Genomic DNA, 18,542 nt, shown 5'->3' with positions numbered 1-18,542 from the left:
TCTTTTAATCTTGCAATCTTTCAATCTGCGGTCTTTTAATCTTAAAATCCCGACCCTGGAGAACGAAATGAAACGAGTCTTTGTTTTCGCAGTATTAGCTCTGGCCAGCGTGGCCTTTGCGTCAGGGACCGTTGAAGAATCAGCTACCATTAGCGAGCTCATCGCCAAGGCTCCGGATGCGCAGGCGCTTGAAGCGTTTGTTGACAGCTCAGGATTGGAGATCGGGCCGCTGATCACCTATCCCAACCCGTCTGAAGAGGTGCTGGAGCTGTTCGGATGCTACTACATCGTAACTATACCGGACGAGCTGCAAGAGGTTCAGAATAGCCTGGTTGACATAATGGAAGAGCTAGACGGTATAGAATATGTTGAATCTAATCTGAGGATACAGCTTGAACCAGAGGTTGAAGAAGATTCCGAGAGCTACTTCTTCATGCCCGATTCCTTTCCCGATCCGTACACCCCGAACGATCCTTTGTATCCCCAGCAGTGGTCTAAGATACATACTGAAACGGATTGGGCCTGGAACGTTTCTACTGGAGAGGGGGCATCGATAGCAATACTTGACACCGGGGTTGATACCGATCACGAAGATCTCATAGACAATCTGGACATGGAACACGCTTATAATTTTTGCCATAACAACACGAATGTTGAGGACGTTATTGGTCATGGAACAGGTGTTGCAGGATGTGCAGCGGCAACGATTGATAACGGGAAAGGGATAGCCGGAATAGCCGGGAATGCCGCGATTATGCCGTTAAGATTATCTGACGATCAAGGCAACATATATACATCAGCAACTGTTAATGCAATTCTTTACGCGGCAGACAATGGAGCAACCGCGATCAACATGAGCTTCGGACAAAACACCAGCAATCCCACTGAGCTTTCGGCGGTTAATTATGCCTGGGGTAAAGGTTGTTTCTTGTGTTCCACTGCTGGGAATGATGACAAGAATAAACCACGTTATCCTGGAGCTTACGAAAACGTTATGTGTGTTGGGGCTTCTGATCCCTCGGATTCAAGATGCTGGTTCTCAAACTACGGCCCAACCGTAAACGTCTACGCCCCCGGGGTAAATGTTTGGCGGCCAACCAAAGAAGGTGGATATAAACCAGTTTCCGGTACCTCCATTGCTTGCCCCCAGATTGCAGGCCTAGCCGCGTTAATTTGGGCCGCGCACCCGGATTGGACTAACCAACAGGTGTGGGATAAGATAATTGAAAGCGCGGATACCATAACCATAGACAAAGGCAAGGTCCTGCGCATGAACGCCCGCAAAGCGCTGGACGTGGAGAAGATCGAAGAAATCGCAGAGCAGCCTGTCACCTTACCCTTCATCTCCGCAATCCAGATTCAGCATGGGTCAGTAAACTTCGCCTACTCCACTCCTGATGCAACCGACTATACCCTGAGCATCTACGATGTGTCGGGTCGTGAGGTCTACGCCAGAGATGGCCAGCTTGCAGGCTCCGGTGAGATTACGTATAATCCGGTGAGCTTATCGGAAGGGGTGTACTTCTGGCGGATTTCGACCGAGCAGGGCGAGGTGTCTGGAAAATTTGTGTACGTGAAGTAACCCCTCCCCCTACCCCCTTCACCAAGGAGGGGGATATGTAAGTTTTAAGTTTCCCCTCCCCTGGTGGGAGGGGTCGGCGACTCGAAGAGTCGGCGGGGGAAGGGGAAAAAATTGAAATCAAGAAACTTGGAGACTTAAGATGAACGAAAAACCTTACTTCGTCCACCCCACCGCAGTGGTGGATGAACCCGTAGAGATCGGTGAAGGAACCAAGGTCTGGCACTTCTCCCATATAATGAGCGGCGCCAAGATCGGGGCAAAATGCAGCCTGGGACAGAACGTCTATGTAGGATCGCGCGTTAAGATCGGGAATAACTGCAAGATTCAGAACAACGTGAGCATCTACGATCTGGTAACCCTTGATGACAACGTGTTCTGCGGCCCAAGCTGCGTATTTACGAATGATATGAATCCACGCGCCGCATATCCAAAGGGTGGGGTCTGGATTCCCACCCTGGTGAAGGAAGGTGCCTCAATCGGTGCCAACGCAACCATCCTGTGCGGCATAACCCTTGGAAAGCACTGTTTCATCGGTGCCGGGGCGGTTATTCATAAGGACGTGCCGGATTACGCGTTGATGGTCGGTGTTCCAGGCCGTCAGATAGGCTGGATGTGCGAGTGCGGCGAGCGGTTAAGGTTCGACGATAAAGATACTGCAACATGCAACGCACGCTGTAAGGGGACTTACAAGCTTGAGGACGGTAAGGTCAGGAGGATTTCATGAAGGTTCCGCAGATTGACCTGTGGGCTCACCACGAGCCGCTTTTAGAGGAGTTCAAGGAGGCATTGGAACGGGTGATAAAATCAAGCCAGTTCATCCTGGGCCAGGAAGAGAAGGAGTTTGAGGTCGAGGCTGCCAGGTATCTTGACGTAAGGCACGCAGTTGGTGTAGGTAACGGCACCGATGCCCTGGCTATATGCCTGAGAGCCATGGATGTAGGCCATGGTGATGAGGTTATAACCACGCCCTTCACCTTCATCGCTACGGCAGAGGTTATCGTGGCGTTGGGTGCTGTGCCGGTGTTTGTGGATATCAAACCGGACACCTACAACATCGCTCCGGCAAAGATCGAGGCGGCGATCACCGAAAAAACCAAGGTTATCTTGCCTGTCCATCTCTATGGCCAGGCGGCCCAGATGGATGCCATCCTCGATATCGCCAAAAAGCACAATATCAAAGTATTGGAGGATGCAGCACAGGCCTTTGGCTCGACCTACAAGGACAAGAAAGTGGGCGGGCTTGGGGATTTGACCATCTTTTCCTTCTTCCCCACCAAGAATCTGGGGGCGTTAGGAGATGGTGGTTTGATAACCACTAATGACGACGAGCTTTACGAGAAATGCCGGTTGATAAGGGTGCACGGCGCGTCAAAAAAGTACTACCACACACTGATCGGCCAGAACTCAAGGCTGGATACCCTGCAGGCGGCCCTCCTCAGGATTAAGCTCAAGCACCTCGATTCCTACAACGAGCTAAGGGCAAAAAATGCTGCGGCTTACAACGAAGAGTTAAAGGATGTTGTCAAGATCCCGGCGTCCCATCCTGACTCGAATCACATCTATCACCAGTACACCATCCGCACCCCGAAGCGGGACGAATTGAAGGCGTTCCTGAATGAAAACGATATCGGCATCGGCATCCACTACCCCTATCCCCTACACCGCCAGCCGGTGCTTGAGTATTTAGGGCTGCCCGAAGGCTCGTTCCCTGAGGCTGAAGCCGCGGCCCGCGAGGTTATGTCCCTGCCTTGCTACCCCGAGTTAACCGAAGAGCAGCGCTCCTGGGTGATCGCCAGGATCAGGGAGTTCTTCTCTTAACCAAACATCACAGCAATAAGGCACATAACTTACGCTTTTTCAATCTATTGTTCAAGAAAGTTAAAGTGGATTCTAACCTAAAAATCCGCAGTCATCGTGGCGGCCAATCTTGTACGGGAAATTTGCTGCCTTTTAGTTTAACCACAGATTGAAACTCGTTTCACTCATTTCCCTTCGGTAGAACTCCTTGCAGTCGTTCTCCTTCGGAACGCAGATTGACGCAGATTTTCTTTTCAGGTATTTCCTTCATTAATTTTAATCTGTGAAATCGGTGTAATCTGTGGTTCATCTACTCCCTTTCTATCACCACAATCGCGGTGGCTATATCCTCAAGGTGGGAGATGGAGAGGTGAACCTTCCGATTTCCCAGGAGGGCGGCTGGTTTGCCTGAGACTTTGATTGTGGGTCGTGAGCGCTCGTTGTCTATGATCTCCACGTCCCTCCAGCGGACACCGCGCGAGTGACCGGTGCCGAGCGCTTTAAGAAACGCCTCTTTGGCCGCCCAGCGGGCCGCAAGCCCCTCGGCAAAGTTGGCTCGTCCCAGACAGAAGCTCTGCTCGCGCTCGGTGTAGATGCCATCAAGGAACCGCTTGCCCAACTTTTTATAGGCCTTTCGGATTCGCTGTACCTCGATGATGTCTATTCCTATTCCAAAAATCACCCGCAACAATACGGGATTAGGACGGAAAGTCAAGCCTCAATATAACCTGAGAACCAAACGGTAAGGAAAAACTAAGGTGTTTCAGCTTGCCATCGTTTAAACTGGTTTCTAAGATCCTTCACCAGATTCCGCAACGAGCTATCCGCCTTCTTCTCTAAAATCCATCCCAAGTTCATAGCATCTACTATCGCTCTAGCATGCTCCATTCCCCCCAATATAGGTAAGTTCCCAGTTGCTCGAATTGCTTGCAAGAGAAGTTGTTTGTATCGATCCTTGTTACATTTCTGATCAGGTGCCTTACATCCCTCTCCTAAAACCTTTTTAAATGCCGCTGAATCAATAAGTAGCCAACGCTCAATGTGTGGATCAGGTAAGGCGCAAATGACAAGCTCTTTGATATCCTGAGTGACCTCCTCGATCTCTTTTCTACACTCCACTAGTTTGCGGCAGTTGGTGTCTATAGCAACTACAAGTAGGTCCGGGAGATTTTCCTTGTCTCGTTGAAGGTCTCTAACAAATTGTTTCAATTCTGTAATTACCTTTCCATGTCCCCCTCTAGCACTAAAGATTCTTATACGAACATTTACTTGATGCTCTTGAGCTAAGCGTTTTATCAATGCTTCGAGGAAAGTCTCATGCCCATAATCCTCTCCAAAAAGGTAGACGTTATGAGTCAAAGTCCCCTCGTAATATACGTTCGGATTTGGAAAGTACCTCCTCACCATCTAAGGCTTTCTCAACGTCTCGCTTACGCCCTAAAGGCCCCCAAGTAGTAAAGGATTCGATTACGGTATACCCATCCCTTTTGGCACATACATATATTTGTTCATCCGGAATAGATTCGAGAAGGGTAGGAGAATGCGACGTGACTATCAGCTGAGTATTACCAGACTCTACAAATGTTTTTAGGAATTCCGAAATCAACCTAATCCTACGCGGATGGACACCATTCTCAGGCTCCTCAAACCCAACCAAAGCCGGCGCCTCTCCAGCTCCACCCAAAGCAAGCAAACCTAAAATACGCAACGTCCCTTCTGATACTAGACGGGCAGAGATAGGTGTAGTCCCCTCTATTAGCCTTAGTTCTACTTCTCCCAATTCATTAACGTCAACCTCAATGTCCGTAATAGAAGGAATAATCATACGAATGGCCTTCTTAATAGCATCAAATTGCTTACCGTCAACTGCTTGAAGAGTATTTAGAAAAGCAGCTAACTCTTCACCCATTAATCCGATATGCCGGACTTCTTTTACAGGATTCGGAGCCCTCATGCGTTCACGTGGCTCGAAATAGAAAAAGTACCAACTTGCCAACTCCTGACGCATCGCATTCATATGTGGATGATATGGAAGATAAAGAGCAGTCGAAAGAACTGTGCGATCAAGCCCTACCTCAAAATAAGTAGGATGGGCTTGCTTCTCCATCCGCAAGCTTAATCGATTCTTTTCCGTCTTCGACAAAAAAGGTTTTCTACTGGCCTTGGGTTCACCATTCGTCTTAAGGGCTTCCAAGTGTTCATCAATTACACGAAGCAATCCACCAGCCTGTGGCCGGATTTCTATTTCTATGCTGTATCTCAAAAATCTCTCTCTCACCAATGATAACTGCTTAACATCTGGAAGTTCTCCTGTTGGCCTCGTTCTCATTTCAACTATTTGTTTGTTGAGAGAATTAATAAGCAAATCAGAAAGTTCTACATCTACTTCTAAGCTAAACGACGCACTATCTTGAGCTAATAAGCCTTTGATGCCCTCAGGCCCGAAGGTAAAAGATTCTAAAGGCTTACCTCGATAGGGCGGTTCAAAAGCATCTTTGAGGGTAGGGCTGGTAGCAATTCTTGACAAAAGCTGAAGGGCATCCAAGAAGTTGCTTTTACCCGCTGCATTTGGTCCCATAAGAACAGCTAAAGGGGTAAGCGTAACTTCCGTATCTCCGAAAGATTTATACCCCTTAATCCTGATCCGTTTAAGCATCGCCTGCCTCCAAGTCTAAATAAATATTTCTACTCCAAGTATCATGGAAATTCCCCTCTTGTCAAGTTTTTAATTCATCAACCAGCCCGCAACCTATACCCTATCCTCTACGTCTTGACATAGGCCGATGATGGGCTAGAATTAGGTATTGCTGATCACCAAGGAGGTTCGATTGCGTCGAGGAATACTTGCAGCACTCGTGGGGGTGGGGTTTTTAGTTGCCGCCTCGCCTCGCAAAACATTTAACGCGGTAATCAACCGCTACGCCGGCATAAGCTCGCTTAAGGCCTCGTTTGAGGAACGAATCTGCTCGAAGAAAGACGGCACCTGCCAGATACTCAAAGGCACGTTCACCTACGCTTCGCCCAATAAGTTCCGGGTGGACGTCACCGTGCCCATGCAGCAGCTTGTTTTATCCGACGGTGTGGTCACCTGGATATACCTGCCGACCGCGAACCAGGCCATCAAGACCAAACCAGGACCTGAGCAGGAGATGTTTTTGTTCGTGGAACGTCTGCAGAACTACAGCGAGCAATACACGGTGCAGCTCAAATCGGGCAAGGAACACCTCGAGGCGCACTTTACCGTCAAGCCGGGCAAGAAGGTGTTCGTCAAAAGTTTTGTGATGCTGATAGACGCGTCCAAGAACGAACTCGCAGGGATTAAGGTCGAGCAAGGCGATAACGAGGTAATCTTCCTCCTGGAAGACTTCCAGTATAATGCCGAGGTTGCGGAGAGCCAGTTTACCTTCAGCCCACCTGAGGGCACCACGGTGATCGAGGACACGGGCACCGGCTACCAGTGAGACTGGAACGCGACAACTTCTGCTTTGCGTGTGGGAAGAAGAATCCCAGGGGGTTAAAGTTAGATATAGAAGTAGACACTGAGGGTGCGCGCTTTGAGTATGTGGTGCCTGCCGATCTTCAAGGATGGCAAGGCTTTACTCACGGCGGGATCATCTCAACCATGCTGGACGAGGTGATGGTCTGGGCCGCGGCAGGACGCGATATAGTTACGGTGACCGCGGAGATTAACGTGCGCTTCAAGAACCCTTTGCCCACCAACCACACCGTCAAGGTCGAGGGAAAGGTCACCGAGGAGCGCAAGCGCGTCGTGCTGGCAGAAGCCAGGGCGTTCGACTCCAACAAGGTCTACGCCGAGGCTCGAGGCAAGCTCTTCCGTGTCCCGTAACACCCGTACCCCTACGGGGCATTTTCACTATTACTCGGAGCTTGCGCTCCGGTCGCAAGGACATAACACACCTTTAGGTATGACAAATCTACCGCGAGTTTCTGTTATCAATCTGGGCTGCCCCAAGAACCGGGTGGACGCAGAGATCATCTTAGCCGAGCTGGCTCAGGCCGGATTCCCGATTACGGGCGATGCAACCGATGCCCAGGCGGTAATAGTCAACACCTGCGCTTTCTTAGAAGAAGCGATAGAGGAGTCGGCCCAGGTGATAGAGACGCAGCAGGAGCGGCGCAGGCGAGGCGAGATCGAGACGCTTCTTGTGACCGGCTGCCTGCCCCAGCGACAACCAAGGGAGCTTGTGGGCCGCTTTCCCTGGGTGGACGCGTTTTTAGGTCTGGATCAGATACCGGAGATACCCGGATTGCTAAGGGAGAATCCTCATCCGGGCCAGGTGCTGGTCTCGGCTACGCCGTGCTGGAATCCGGGCAGGGAATACCCCAGACTCTTATCCACACCCTCCCACTACGCTTATCTTCGACTTACCGAGGGCTGCTCGAACTGCTGCTCATACTGCACCATCCCGATGATCAGGGGCCCTTTGAGGCTAAGGAGGACGGAGGACATCCTTAAGGAGGCAGGCGATCTCGTGACATTGGGAATAAAAGAACTTATCCTGATCGCCCAGGACACTGCCGCGCACCCGGAGCTTTCAACGATTCTGAAAGGCTTGGAAAGGACCGACGGTTTACGCTGGATTCGCCTGCTCTACGCACATCCCGCACATCTGGAGGAGAAGATCCTTGAACAGATGGCGGCAAGCGATAAGGTTTTGAATTACATAGATATGCCCATCCAGCACCTTGCAGATAGCGTTCTTGAAAGGATGAACCGCAATGTAGGGGCGGATAGGACTGAAAGGCTGGTCAAAAAGGCACGCAGTCTCGATCCGGATTTTGCCTTAAGGACAACGGTGATTGTGGGTTTTCCAGCTGAGACCGAGGAGGAGTTTGAGGTGTTACTTGAAGGATTGAAGCGTTTGCGCTTTACACATCTGGGAATATTCGTATACTCGCAGGAGGAAGGCACGGATGCAGCAGAGATGGGGAATCAGGTGCCGTGGGAGGTAAAAAAGGAGCGCGCCGAAAGGCTGGTCGATCTCGCTGCAAAGCTGCAAGCCGAAGAGACTGAGCGACTTAAAGGAACACACCAAGAAGCGGTAGTAGATTTCGCTAAGGAAGCCTCTGAGGATTGTGTTACATGCGTTGGCCGTCTTTGGAACGACGCTCCTGAGATTGACAGGGTAGTCGAGATCGAAGGACCAGGTGTTAATCAAGGATGTTTCGGAAAAGTGGAAATAACCGGAGGAAGAAATGATCGCATCTTTGCTCGTTGGATTGAGTCTATTTAACGCATCCATAACTGAGATCGTAAGCTTTCCTATCAAGCCCACGGGTGAGGTCTACGTGGGCAAGTACTTCCGTGACACCACCTACGGCCGCTACAACATAGACGTGGGTATAGAGGTATCGACCGATCTCATTGATGTGGCAGGCCAGCGCTTCTTTATCTCCTACCGCGACGAACTGGAAGCTGGCAAACAGCTGGGAAATGTCGCGTTTGATCCGTTCATGGCCCACTACTATCTAACGGGCGGTTTCCGTTTCAACCTATTCGACAAGGCTACAGTGAGCACCTATCTGGTTCACGACTGCATCCATAATATCGATCGCTCCTATGACTCCCTCAAGGTGGTGTTCAACCGCGTGACCTTCGCAGCAGGCACACCCGGTGCATTCAACAACCGGAACTTGAAGCACATCAAGGAAGGCGCGTGGTATGAGCGGTTCAACGCAAGGCTTACCTATGCCTGGTATCCGCATGATACGGTGATTGACGCCCTGAACTCCACCGATCTTTTCCACGATTTGCAACTTGATGTTATCTTCGATCAGCCGATCTACAAGAATATCTACGCCTCTGCGCGAATCTACGGCTACCTTGCCCGTTTCAGACCGGGATGGGACTCCGACACCCTTGATCTCAACCCCTTCTGGGAGCACAAGTTTGCCCCACAGGCAGGCATAGGCTTCCTTCGAGAAAAGGCCGCCTTCGAGATCTACCTTCGCTACTGGGTCTCGGCCGACTTCCGGCTGCACGCCCCTGGCCCCTGGCCCTATCTGGGTCTGCACCTGCGCTTTCAATGAACGCCCTCCTTAGTCCTTCCCTCTCTACACTCCTCAGGCTTGCAAGAATCAAGATCCTGATTGCAGGGTTATTGATCATGACAGGATGCCACCTTTTCGTCAGGCCAACCCCTGAACTAGCGTTTATCGAACAAGCCCAGGGTTCCTACCAATACACCGACTCCACAGACACATACAAAGGCCGCTTTTTGCTGTTTGCTCATGAAGATCGCCTAGCTGTGGATCTCTTTGCGGCTTACTTCCATGTTGCCTCGATCCGTCACAACCCCGACTCAACACTCGTGTATTTGCCCATGAGCAACGAGGTGCTGATCCTGGGACCGGCGGACGACCTGCCCTTAGAAGGCTGGGAGATACCTGTCGCTCCGCTGGCCGCGGCCTACAAAGGGATGCTGCCGGATGAGCCTGACAGCATCACGGGATTTGCCGATACTCTGTTCGCGTGGAGAGGAGGTGTTGCCTGCCTGCAACCCCATGATAGTTCGAAGCTTATAGGATTAAGGGGCAAGGATTGGGAGCTTTGGCGTGAAGGAGCGTTGGAAACAATGCCGGATCGTGCCCAGAGGATTGTCTTTAAACGGGATGATGCCGCGCTCGTGTTGGAGTTCACGGATTTCAAGCTCATCGAACAGGAATCACCCAAAGCCTTCGTACTCAACCTGCCTGCGGGGGTTGAACGGATCGATTACCGGTAGAGATGTCCGATCTATTTATTAAGCTTATAAAACACACTGCTGAGAAAGAAGACTTCTTCACAGAATGCCTTGCAGCAACACTGCGAGAAGACCCCCAAGTTGCCAAAGGCTTTGTCATCTACCTTTGCGGGGAAGAGCTTGATGAAGTTACAATCTCCGCCACCGCTGTTACCATAGAGACACAAGTATCCTTCATAGGTTCATGTCTTGACATGGTTATTACCTTGAATGGCAGGAAGACCATTGCAACGGAACACAAGCTTTGGTCGCCTCAAGCCAAGGGCCAGCTATCACGGTACTTAAAACTTGGATTTGATCGACTCGCCTTCATCACCGGATACCACAGCGAGGTTAGCAAGAAGGTTTTTGATCATCCTTGTTACATGAAACCCCTCAATGGCCGTAAACACTTCATGTGGTCCGACTTCTACGAACTCCTGGAAAAAAGCTTGCAAACGCCTTCTGCAACTATACTGAACCGAGCCTTACTCACTCTGTTTCGCGATTATGGCTTTGAGCCTCCCAAGCCTGAGATAGGCGATCTGCTCGACCCTGATCCAGCAGTATCAAGACGCAATCGTAAAAATTTCGCTAAATTCTGGGAGCTTACCCGCAGACTTCTTCGGAAAAAAGGATGGAAGGAGTTTGGGATCGGAAGTATCGCTGAACTTTACGTTTCAGAAGGTCCAGCCAGGCGCCTGGCTTGGGCATGGCTTGATCCAATCTGGCAGCGTGGCTCCTTGAGAATCCGTCTGACCCTCGACAAAAGTAGTTACTTGGAAGCAGTTGAAAAGAATCTGCTATCCCCTGAATTCCCCTTTCATAACGACATAAATATCGTAGAGACAAGAGCTCCACGCAAAGAAGGACGGGAAGAGGTGCTTGATATTCTGATTCCAATGAAGAAGCTGCTGGCCGATGCCAACGATGCAGAGTCAATCTCAAAGAAACTGGCAGGTTACGTCCTTGCTGTTTTTGATACCGTCGGATAAGAAGTGAGCGGATGAGAAATGGGGAGCTTCACGGGTTGACATACGTCATAAGATGACTATAATTAGAGTGTTGGTAGCCAAAGATGGCTGCCAGACAAGGAGAAAAATACATGCGTTTATTCATCGGAAACCTTCCCCATTCTTACAACGAGGAGAAGGTACGTGAGATCTTCGCCGAGCATGGTGAAGTCTCGAAGGTAGCGGTCCCAACCGATCGTTACACCAATGCGCCTCGCGGTTTTGCCTTTGTGGAGATGCCGAATGACGAGGAAGCAAAAAAGGCCATTAGTGCCGTTAATGGAACAGAGCACGAAGGCCGTGAACTTAGAGTAGAAGAAGCCCGTCCCCCGCGCGAGCGCGGCGATCGCGGCGGCTTCGATCGAGGCGGTGGAACCCGCAACCGCTGGTAAACCAACAAAATACCTTTCTCGCCATTCTTGACAGTTAGTTGATCGAGATCGAGAGAAAGTTCGTAAGCGCCGGCATAAGCCGGCGTTTCCTTTGTTAAAACATGGTTCCGTGAACGCCAACGGATATGAAAACTCAGGACCGCATCCAGTGGTCTGATGCAACCACCTCTTCGGGTTTTTACTTCGTGCGTCTGGAACGCGCCACAGAAACCATCTCCCGCAAGGTCGTGCTGATGCGGTAGTGGAAAGATAAGGAAGACATTGAAAGGCGACCCCATGCCCGAAGTGAGGCGAGGGACCGCCTTCTTCTTCCACTCCCACCCTATTGACATATTCAAATTCCTTTCTATAATAATTTTGGGTATAGAATCCTTAAAGGACTGTACCCAGGCAGATTAACCTTATGCTGTACACGTGAGAGGTTAAAGTCATAATCCTCTTACGAGGGGAAGATGCTAAACTCCAAGCTAGGAGGTAGCTGTGAGACGTTATGGTCTGATCGTAGTGGGGATGCTTTTTGCCCTGAACAAAATTCCCGCAAGTAAGATAGTAACCCAGAACGACTGGCACGGAGGTCCTGGAATCACAGAGCCGGCAGATAACTGGGGTATAGGCTTCTACGAATCGGCTAACATCAATTACCTTTATCAATGGGGCAGGCTCTCCCTGTCAATAGTCATCAACTCAAGCTTGTCACCTGAACAACATCATATCGGGGATATGCGTTCCGGCTTGGACAAAAAATTGGGAGTCGGTAATATGGACGAAGGCCCTGGTAGTATCGTGGATCTTGATGTGATCGTAGCCGGCAGTAACGGAATCCGGTGGTATGAAAATGACGGAACCGGTAACTTTTCCACCTACCATTACATCCCTTACTCCTACGGCAATTACCTCGGCTATGATATAGCAGACTTTAACTTTGATGGAGCTGACGATATAGTTATTGGAAATTATCTAACAGGCAAGGTATGGCTCTATTTGAATGACGGCGGTGGCAATTTCCCCCACTATACCTCTGTAGGTAACCATCCGGAGGTTCATCAGGTCGCGGCAAAGGATTTCGACAACGACGGGGATATAGACGTCGTCTCCACCAGGCATCATAAATCCTTTGGGGGTAGCTACTGGTTTAAAAACGACGGCACAAACCAGAACTTTACTCGCTACACTATTGAATCTATAGGACCGGGAGCTGCGCGAAGAATAAACGCCGGCGATCTGGACGCAGACGGCGATATCGATTTCGTGGTAGGCTCTTTTTCGACCTACTGGTACGAAAACCGCATCGAGGAAGACGACGATCCCGAGCATGGTTTCGTAAGACATTCGCTTGATTACCACAAAAACCTCTATGATTGGATAGGGGATGTAGATAAAGACGGCTACCTGGACATAATTACCGCAAACATCGCTGAGGACGAGTCTCGTGTCTCTCCTACCTGGTGGGAGAATGATGGTACTGGTAAGTTTTATGAACACCCCCTATCCCCCGCGTCATACAATGCTGAAGCTGTGGTTTCCATAGATATCGATTACGACGGCGATATAGACATCATTCAATCTTTCTGGAACGGAGGAATCGGAGAGCTTGGCTGGTACGAAAACGACGGCAACCAGAACTTTACTTATTATAAATACGTAGATCGTTATCACTATTCCTGCGATCTACAAATCGGCGATATAAGTGGGAACGGGCTCTTGGACCTGATTACCTCCACTCACAGTCCAGGGACAAGCATCGACTGGTGGGAGCTGTTCGACAGCTTCGCAGAGCAAGGCGAACTTACCTCCTGTATCTTCGATGCAGGGGCTGCGGTCAAGTGGGAAGCCATCGAGTGGGATGAAGAAACCCCTGAAGGCACCAACATAGCCTTCAAGGTACGCACGAGCAACTCGATTGACGAGTGGCCGGATTGGAGCACGTGTCAGCTCCTGGACGATACCACAATCTTCTCTCTGGACTCTGTGGTAGATCAAGATACCCGCTACCTGCAGTACAAAACCATCCTTTCTACGAGCGACCCTGACTACTCCTCCTTCCTTTATGAAGTGCGTGTAACCTACGATGATGCCCCGGCAGTGGCAGAGCTCCCTGAGAGCTCCTGCGAGCTTCGAGTAGAGGGCAATACGGTGTACTATACCGTAGCTCTGGGTGAAACCGGGCGCCTTTCAGTATTCGACGTAGTCGGCAGGCGCATTGTGACAGAAGAAGTTTCAAAGGCAGGATGCCTGGAGCTTAAGGAACTCCCGGCGGGTCTTTACTTCGTGCGTCTCGAATACTCAACCGGAACCGTCTCCCGCAAGGTCGTGCTGATCCGGTAAGTTGTGAGAGATTCAAGGATTATGAGTCGCCCTTCGGGGCGCTTCTTATTTTATCTGCCGGTATAGATACCAATCCCTTCTACCTGCCCCCCGGTCAAGGTATATCTCGAACCGCTCACCTGAGCTGGTCTGGACTACGTAAACGTTGCGGTGACGACGCAGGAGCCATGAGCGTTTGGCAGGTGCCGCAGGCGAGAACCCGTGATCGTGCCAGCTTCGAATTATCTCAGCGATCTGATACTTCTTGCCTCGCCAGATAAAACTGAGGGGAGCAGGTTCTTCTTCCGAAGTAACGACCTCGATCCTCTCCCCTATGAAACGCCCCCCTCCCGTAACACCCGTAACTCCCTTATCTCCCTTCCCACCGCGACTGACCCTACCTTTTCCTGACATTAGCTAATCTTCCTAAAGGCGGTGTGTTACGGTGTTACGGGTCAGTCGTAATCGCCCCACAACATACGCCAGTTCCTGGGATTCTTGTGATCCGGGATGCGCAACAACACCGCAGCAGGGATATGACCGTCGTCGATCCGCACAAACACAAGCTCGCCGCCCAGGAAGTAGACGTCGTCAACCGAATTCACCTGCCACTTGCCGCCCACCTCTTTACCAAGGGTTACCACTTCATCGGCAATCTCCGGATCAAGAAGTGCCGTAAGGATCGCCTCGTGCTCAGGGGAAAGTTTGCTCGTCTGCTCTATCGTTCCCTTAAGTGAATCAAGCTGCGCCTGAAAGCTTTCGATCTCTTGGGTCTTGGCTTCGATCTGCTCGGCAAGATTCGCCCTCGGGGTAAGGGCGATAAGATAGAATCCAGCTGCACCGGCGATAACGCCTATCAAAAGCGCCAATACGCCGATAAGAGCCTTTGTGCCCCCGCCGGTTTTGCGCCCTTTATCGGTTACGGGTTCTGACATCTTTCCTCCATCTGTAGAGGATATTGAAAATTCCGCGTTTTGCAAGTCTTTAGGAGTTGGCACGGGTGAAATCGGATAAGTCAAGCTTAAGCATTACTTGACAACCCAGCCTGCGTTGGTATGCTTGGGGGAATAAGGAGAAATTGAGTGGCTAAGAAAACCCTTTATGGCTTACTAAAATTTCCGGTTGTCTTCTCGCCTGAGTTATTGCCAAAAGATACAGCATTCAAGGGAGAATTCGTTTTCAACGAAAATCTCAAAATCATCCAAACACCTCAATTAATTCGAGATTCCGCTATACCCCACCTTTTCTTACCTCTAAGTTATTGGGAGAAAGATACGTTTAAACGTTCTAGCCAATGTATAGCATATACTTATGACTGGGAATCACTCGAATCCGATTCCAAAGAAGACCCACTTAAAAAAATGTTTATGTTACGAGCAGAATCACACGAATTTCCAATGTCACTCCCTATTCTTGGAATAATCAAGCATCGCATCAACCTTTTCCCTTCGCACATAATCGTTACTGAAGAACCAGAAATGACACCATGGGTAGTAAAAAAAATTGACATCCCTTTATACGAAGATTACGGCCTGGAACCTGATGAGTTTATGAAACTCATCCCAAGCATAAATGAAGTAGAGAACATATCAATACTTCTACCAGAATTTGAAAAAACAGTTCAATCATCAAAAAGGTTTTCTACAGCCATCAGACTTTTCGAACGTGCTTTATTTGAGGATTTAAGTGAAATAGCATTGTTGCTTCTCTTTTCTGTGCTGGAAAGCCTTTTTAATATCAGCAATGAAGAAGTGAGCCATAAACTCAGAGTAAGAGTTTCCAGTTTCTTGGAAAAGGATTTTGAGGAGAAGAATACCATCTATAAGAATATTGGTGACTGTTATAGAGCCAGATCAGCGCTCGTTCATGGTAGCGATGTAAGCTACGAAAAAATCCAAACCCTACATTCAAATTGACACGCACGTATGTTTTCCGCGTTCTTCAACAATTCATAGAAAGCGAAGTTACTCGAAATGCCCTAGCTCTAAAACCTGTTGCATATCGTAACGAATTCCTTAGAAAGCTGGATTTGGGAGAGTATAACCCGTAAGGTAGCGCGAACCTTTAGGTTCGCTAGCGAGTCTAATACCCAATGAGCGCCTAAAGCGCTCAAGGGGCACACTGAACCTCGCACTACATGTTTTATTCAACGTCTCCCCCATCGTCATTGCGAGCCTCGAAGAGGCGAAGCAATCTCATAGCTCTTTTCTATGAATACTAGGTTAGTGCAATGAGATTGCTCCGTTACCGTCGCCCTTCGGAGCTTCGTCACGCGTCTCCTTCGGAGCCGAACGTTCCTCGCAATGACGGGTAATGAAAACTGGCCGACCTGAAGGTCGGCCCCTACGTTGATTCCCCCTTTGTCGTTGCGAGGAACGAAGCAACGAAGCTCCGAAGGGTGAGCGTAGCGAATAATCCCATTCCAGGATGCAAAAAGGCTTGGGGGTTATCTAAATGTTTAGAGATTGCTTCGCAAGCCGTGGGCTTGCTCGCAATGACGGAGAAAAGAAACACCGCCCTTGCGACGAAAAAAGGTAAAAGCCGCCTTGCGGCGGCTTCAATTTCTTTCGGGAGTTACTTACTTGATTACAATGTACTCTGCAACTGCGTGGGGTTCGGGAACCGGCAGATTATCCTCTTGAAGCCCCTGGATGTGAAGCTCTATTGCCTCATACATGTTATGCTCAAGCTCCTCACGAGTCTGGCCGGTTGCCACACAACCTGGCAAGTCAGGCGAATACGCCGAGTAGTTACCCTCAGCCTTTTCGATAACAATAAGGAAACGGTGCATGCCTACCTCCTTTCCTTTTTCTTTAACTGTGCCTGCTTGAGGACACTATCTAGAGTACCTGCGGCTAGATCATGATTGGGATGACCCGCAATGGTCACCCGTCCACGCTTGGTAGGATGTTTATACTGTCGATGGCTGCCTTTCGTTGCAACCAGATACCAGCCGTCGGCCTCTATCATCTTTATAACCTCATGAACCTTCAATAGAGAACTATACATGGGGGATAACGCATGTCAAGGGTTTCCGCGCTGACGGAATGTAGAATAGACTGTTCTGTAAAATAATCGCGCAGACTGGAGAGTCAGCGCCACATTAACGGCCCTACGAGGTCTCTCCTTTCGTCATTGCGAGCCTCAAAGAGGCGAAGCAATCTCATAGCTCTTTTCTATGAATACTAGGTTAGTGCAACGAGATTGCTTCGTCACGCGTCTCCTTCGGAGCCGAACGTTCCTCGCAATGACAACAATGAAACGGGCCGACCTAAAGGTCGGCCCCTACGCCTGCAAGAAGAATTAAAGGTGAGGGTTGTTGCTGCAATGACACGGTCATTGCACTCCACAAGCGAAGAATAAAAGCACTTGACAAAGCAAGCGGTGTTGGTATGCTTGAGGAAAAGAGGAGTTTGAGATGGCAACATTCAATCTGAGGTGTCCGAAAAACTACCCTCGTCGTTGTAATCTACTTGAAACTGAGAAAGAGCAACTTGAAAGAGCAGAGAAATACACGGCCTTTCTGATGTACCAATTTTCTGAGCAAGATGATTACCTTGTAGATACAATAAAAAGATTCTTCCAATCACCAACCTACCACGTATTTGACGCTCGCGAAGAAGTTGGATTAGGAATCAAAATCTGTAAAATATGTCGTCTTGCACAAGCTTCGGATTTCGGATTAGTGATATTAACTCCAGAAAACCTAAATGTATATCTCGAAGCTGGAATGATGATGGGTATGGGAAAACGGAATCTATACATGGCCAGTAGGAATATTCTCAAGGCACAGAAGAAGACCTTAAAAGACATAGCATTTGATCTTTCCGATCAGCTCGTTATCGAACATGGAAATAGGAGTGAACTCATGAAGAAACTGGAAAAGGAAGTGCCTCCTTTCATTGAGAATGTCATAGTTGATACAGCCTCTGAAAGAGAACAAAGGAAATACTGGCGCTCCATTTATGAAAGACTAAGCCCCAATCAAAAAACGCTTTTAAGATTTCTACTATTAGCGAAAAAGTGGAAACACACAGGCAAATTGTGGTCGTGGTTCTATAGCTATAGAACAAACTTAGCTCAACCGATAGATTTTACTCAGGTCGACTTTTATAATATTTATAGGGAAGTTCTAGAAGATGAACGAATAATTGTGCGGGTAGCTACGGAAATAGGGCCAGGGCAATCTGACAAGATTTATTGGGGCATAGATCCACTCGCGCAACCTTACCTTGAAGAGCTTGTATTTGAAGAAGAGTAGCGCGAGGCTTCAGCCTCGCTTGCGAACCTGAAGGTTCGCACTACATGCCGTCCCCTATCGTCATTGCGAGGAGTCGTAGGGGCCGACCTTTAGGTCGGCCCGCACGGTGAATTATTCGGGCCGGTTTAATGCCCGGCCCCTACGTCTGCGAGAAGAATTAAAGGTGAGGGTTGTTGCTGCAATGACACGGTCATTGCACTCCATACTGTTGGAACCATCCCGCGGACTACAGAATCCGCGCTACACTCTATTGGTGATTATCCGGCCTTGTCATTGCGAGGAGCGAAGCGACGAAGCAATCTCATACCTCTTCCCTATATTCGATAAGATATTTTTGGGATTGCTTCGCCTCTTTGAGGCTCGCAATGACATATAATGAAACCGGGCCTACCTGAAGCGTAGCTTGCAGCCTTGGCTGCATACGTCGGTCCCTGCGCCTCCTGTCTGTTC

20 protein-coding genes are annotated in these 18,542 nt (G+C 49.4%); 13 read left to right on the top strand and 7 right to left on the bottom strand.

From position 1 onward, the window contains the following. Nucleotides 1–67 precede the first annotated feature (67 nt). The 3 genes from CEE36_06360 to CEE36_06350 all read left to right on the top strand — a co-directional run bounded on the left by CEE36_06360 (nt 68) and on the right by CEE36_06350 (nt 3,400). Nucleotides 68–1,582 carry a hypothetical protein gene (locus CEE36_06360; protein ID TKJ42885.1) on the top strand — a complete coding sequence of 505 codons (1,515 nt, stop codon included), beginning with the start codon at nt 68–70 and terminating at the stop codon, nt 1,580–1,582. A 139-nt stretch (nt 1,583–1,721) separates the two neighbouring features. Continuing rightward, nucleotides 1,722–2,306, top strand: a complete 585-nt coding sequence (locus CEE36_06355; protein TKJ42884.1) for an N-acetyltransferase — start codon at nt 1,722–1,724, stop codon at nt 2,304–2,306. Then, on the top strand, nt 2,303–3,400 hold the full coding sequence (locus CEE36_06350; GenBank protein TKJ42883.1) for a transcriptional regulator: 1,098 nt from the start codon (nt 2,303–2,305) through the stop codon (nt 3,398–3,400). Before CEE36_06355 ends, CEE36_06350 begins: the two co-directional genes overlap by 4 nt. Nucleotides 3,401–3,689: 289 nt before the next feature. On the opposite strand, the gene acpS is transcribed toward CEE36_06350, so the two are convergent. Genes acpS through CEE36_06335 form a run of 3 tightly spaced genes read right to left on the bottom strand, consistent with a single transcriptional unit; the run spans nt 3,690 to nt 6,035 of the window. Beyond that, the gene (acpS, locus tag CEE36_06345) at nt 3,690–4,094 is read right to left on the bottom strand and encodes a holo-[acyl-carrier-protein] synthase (protein ID TKJ42882.1); all 405 of its coding nucleotides are present in this window, start codon (nt 4,092–4,094) and stop codon (nt 3,690–3,692) included. 38 nt (nt 4,095–4,132) lie between these two features. Continuing rightward, nucleotides 4,133–4,786: a hypothetical protein gene (locus CEE36_06340; GenBank protein TKJ42881.1), complete on the bottom strand. Its 654-nt coding sequence runs from the start codon at nt 4,784–4,786 to the stop codon at nt 4,133–4,135. Next, entirely contained in the window at nt 4,728–6,035 is a 1,308-nt protein-coding gene (locus tag CEE36_06335; GenBank protein TKJ42880.1) for a recombinase RecF, read from the bottom strand. Before CEE36_06335 ends, CEE36_06340 begins: the two co-directional genes overlap by 59 nt. 148 nt (nt 6,036–6,183) lie before the next feature. Here CEE36_06335 and lolA point away from each other — a divergent pair, with 148 nt between their 5' ends. The 8 genes from lolA to CEE36_06295 all read left to right on the top strand — a co-directional run bounded on the left by lolA (nt 6,184) and on the right by CEE36_06295 (nt 13,852). Then, nucleotides 6,184–6,840: an outer membrane lipoprotein carrier protein LolA gene (gene lolA / locus CEE36_06330; protein ID TKJ42879.1), complete on the top strand. Its 657-nt coding sequence runs from the start codon at nt 6,184–6,186 to the stop codon at nt 6,838–6,840. Next, nucleotides 6,837–7,226 (top strand): acyl-CoA thioesterase, encoded by a 390-nt coding sequence (locus tag CEE36_06325; GenBank protein ID TKJ42878.1) that lies wholly within the window; start codon nt 6,837–6,839, stop codon nt 7,224–7,226. Before lolA ends, CEE36_06325 begins: the two co-directional genes overlap by 4 nt. Nucleotides 7,227–7,305: 79 nt before the next feature. Then, nucleotides 7,306–8,634 (top strand): 30S ribosomal protein S12 methylthiotransferase RimO, encoded by a 1,329-nt coding sequence (gene rimO / locus CEE36_06320; GenBank protein ID TKJ42877.1) that lies wholly within the window; start codon nt 7,306–7,308, stop codon nt 8,632–8,634. After that, a complete protein-coding gene (locus CEE36_06315; GenBank protein ID TKJ42876.1) occupies nt 8,597–9,430 on the top strand; it encodes a hypothetical protein in 834 nt (277 codons plus the stop codon). The genes rimO and CEE36_06315 overlap by 38 nt, the downstream gene beginning before the upstream one ends. Next, the gene (locus tag CEE36_06310; protein ID TKJ42875.1) at nt 9,427–10,125 is read left to right on the top strand and encodes a hypothetical protein; all 699 of its coding nucleotides are present in this window, start codon (nt 9,427–9,429) and stop codon (nt 10,123–10,125) included. Before CEE36_06315 ends, CEE36_06310 begins: the two co-directional genes overlap by 4 nt. A 2-nt stretch (nt 10,126–10,127) precedes the next feature. Beyond that, entirely contained in the window at nt 10,128–11,117 is a 990-nt protein-coding gene (locus tag CEE36_06305) for a hypothetical protein (protein TKJ42874.1), read from the top strand. Nucleotides 11,118–11,227: 110 nt separating this feature from the next. Continuing rightward, nucleotides 11,228–11,527, top strand: a complete 300-nt coding sequence (locus CEE36_06300; GenBank protein TKJ42873.1) for an RNA-binding protein — start codon at nt 11,228–11,230, stop codon at nt 11,525–11,527. Nucleotides 11,528–12,007: 480 nt separating this feature from the next. After that, on the top strand, nt 12,008–13,852 hold the full coding sequence (locus CEE36_06295; GenBank protein TKJ42872.1) for a hypothetical protein: 1,845 nt from the start codon (nt 12,008–12,010) through the stop codon (nt 13,850–13,852). Between the two features lie 45 nt (nt 13,853–13,897). On the opposite strand, the gene CEE36_06290 is transcribed toward CEE36_06295, so the two are convergent. Together CEE36_06290 and CEE36_06285 are read right to left on the bottom strand one after the other, a co-directional pair. Next, nucleotides 13,898–14,245 (bottom strand): hypothetical protein, encoded by a 348-nt coding sequence (locus CEE36_06290; protein ID TKJ42871.1) that lies wholly within the window; start codon nt 14,243–14,245, stop codon nt 13,898–13,900. A gap of 41 nt (nt 14,246–14,286) precedes the next feature. After that, nucleotides 14,287–14,766 carry a hypothetical protein gene (locus tag CEE36_06285; GenBank protein ID TKJ42870.1) on the bottom strand — a complete coding sequence of 160 codons (480 nt, stop codon included), beginning with the start codon at nt 14,764–14,766 and terminating at the stop codon, nt 14,287–14,289. Nucleotides 14,767–14,913: 147 nt separating this feature from the next. Between CEE36_06285 and CEE36_06280 the strand changes: the two genes are divergently transcribed. Further along, on the top strand, nt 14,914–15,747 hold the full coding sequence (locus CEE36_06280; protein TKJ42869.1) for a hypothetical protein: 834 nt from the start codon (nt 14,914–14,916) through the stop codon (nt 15,745–15,747). A 662-nt stretch (nt 15,748–16,409) separates the two neighbouring features. Here CEE36_06280 and CEE36_06275 read toward each other — a convergent pair. Both CEE36_06275 and CEE36_06270 read right to left on the bottom strand, forming a co-directional pair. Further along, nucleotides 16,410–16,622, bottom strand: a complete 213-nt coding sequence (locus tag CEE36_06275; protein TKJ42868.1) for a hypothetical protein — start codon at nt 16,620–16,622, stop codon at nt 16,410–16,412. A gap of 2 nt (nt 16,623–16,624) precedes the next feature. Continuing rightward, nucleotides 16,625–16,825, bottom strand: a complete 201-nt coding sequence (locus CEE36_06270) for an addiction module toxin, HicA family (GenBank protein ID TKJ42867.1) — start codon at nt 16,823–16,825, stop codon at nt 16,625–16,627. 424 nt (nt 16,826–17,249) lie between these two features. Between CEE36_06270 and CEE36_06265 the strand changes: the two genes are divergently transcribed. Then, nucleotides 17,250–18,092, top strand: a complete 843-nt coding sequence (locus CEE36_06265; GenBank protein ID TKJ42866.1) for a hypothetical protein — start codon at nt 17,250–17,252, stop codon at nt 18,090–18,092. The last annotated feature ends 450 nt before the right edge of the window (nt 18,093–18,542 follow it).

This window comes from candidate division TA06 bacterium B3_TA06 (assembly GCA_005223075.1).
Taxonomy (GTDB): domain Bacteria; phylum Hydrothermota; class Tepidihabitantia; order B3-TA06; family B3-TA06; genus B3-TA06.
Note: the sequence above shows the minus strand (reverse complement) of the source record. Positions and strands in the feature narration are given on the sequence as shown.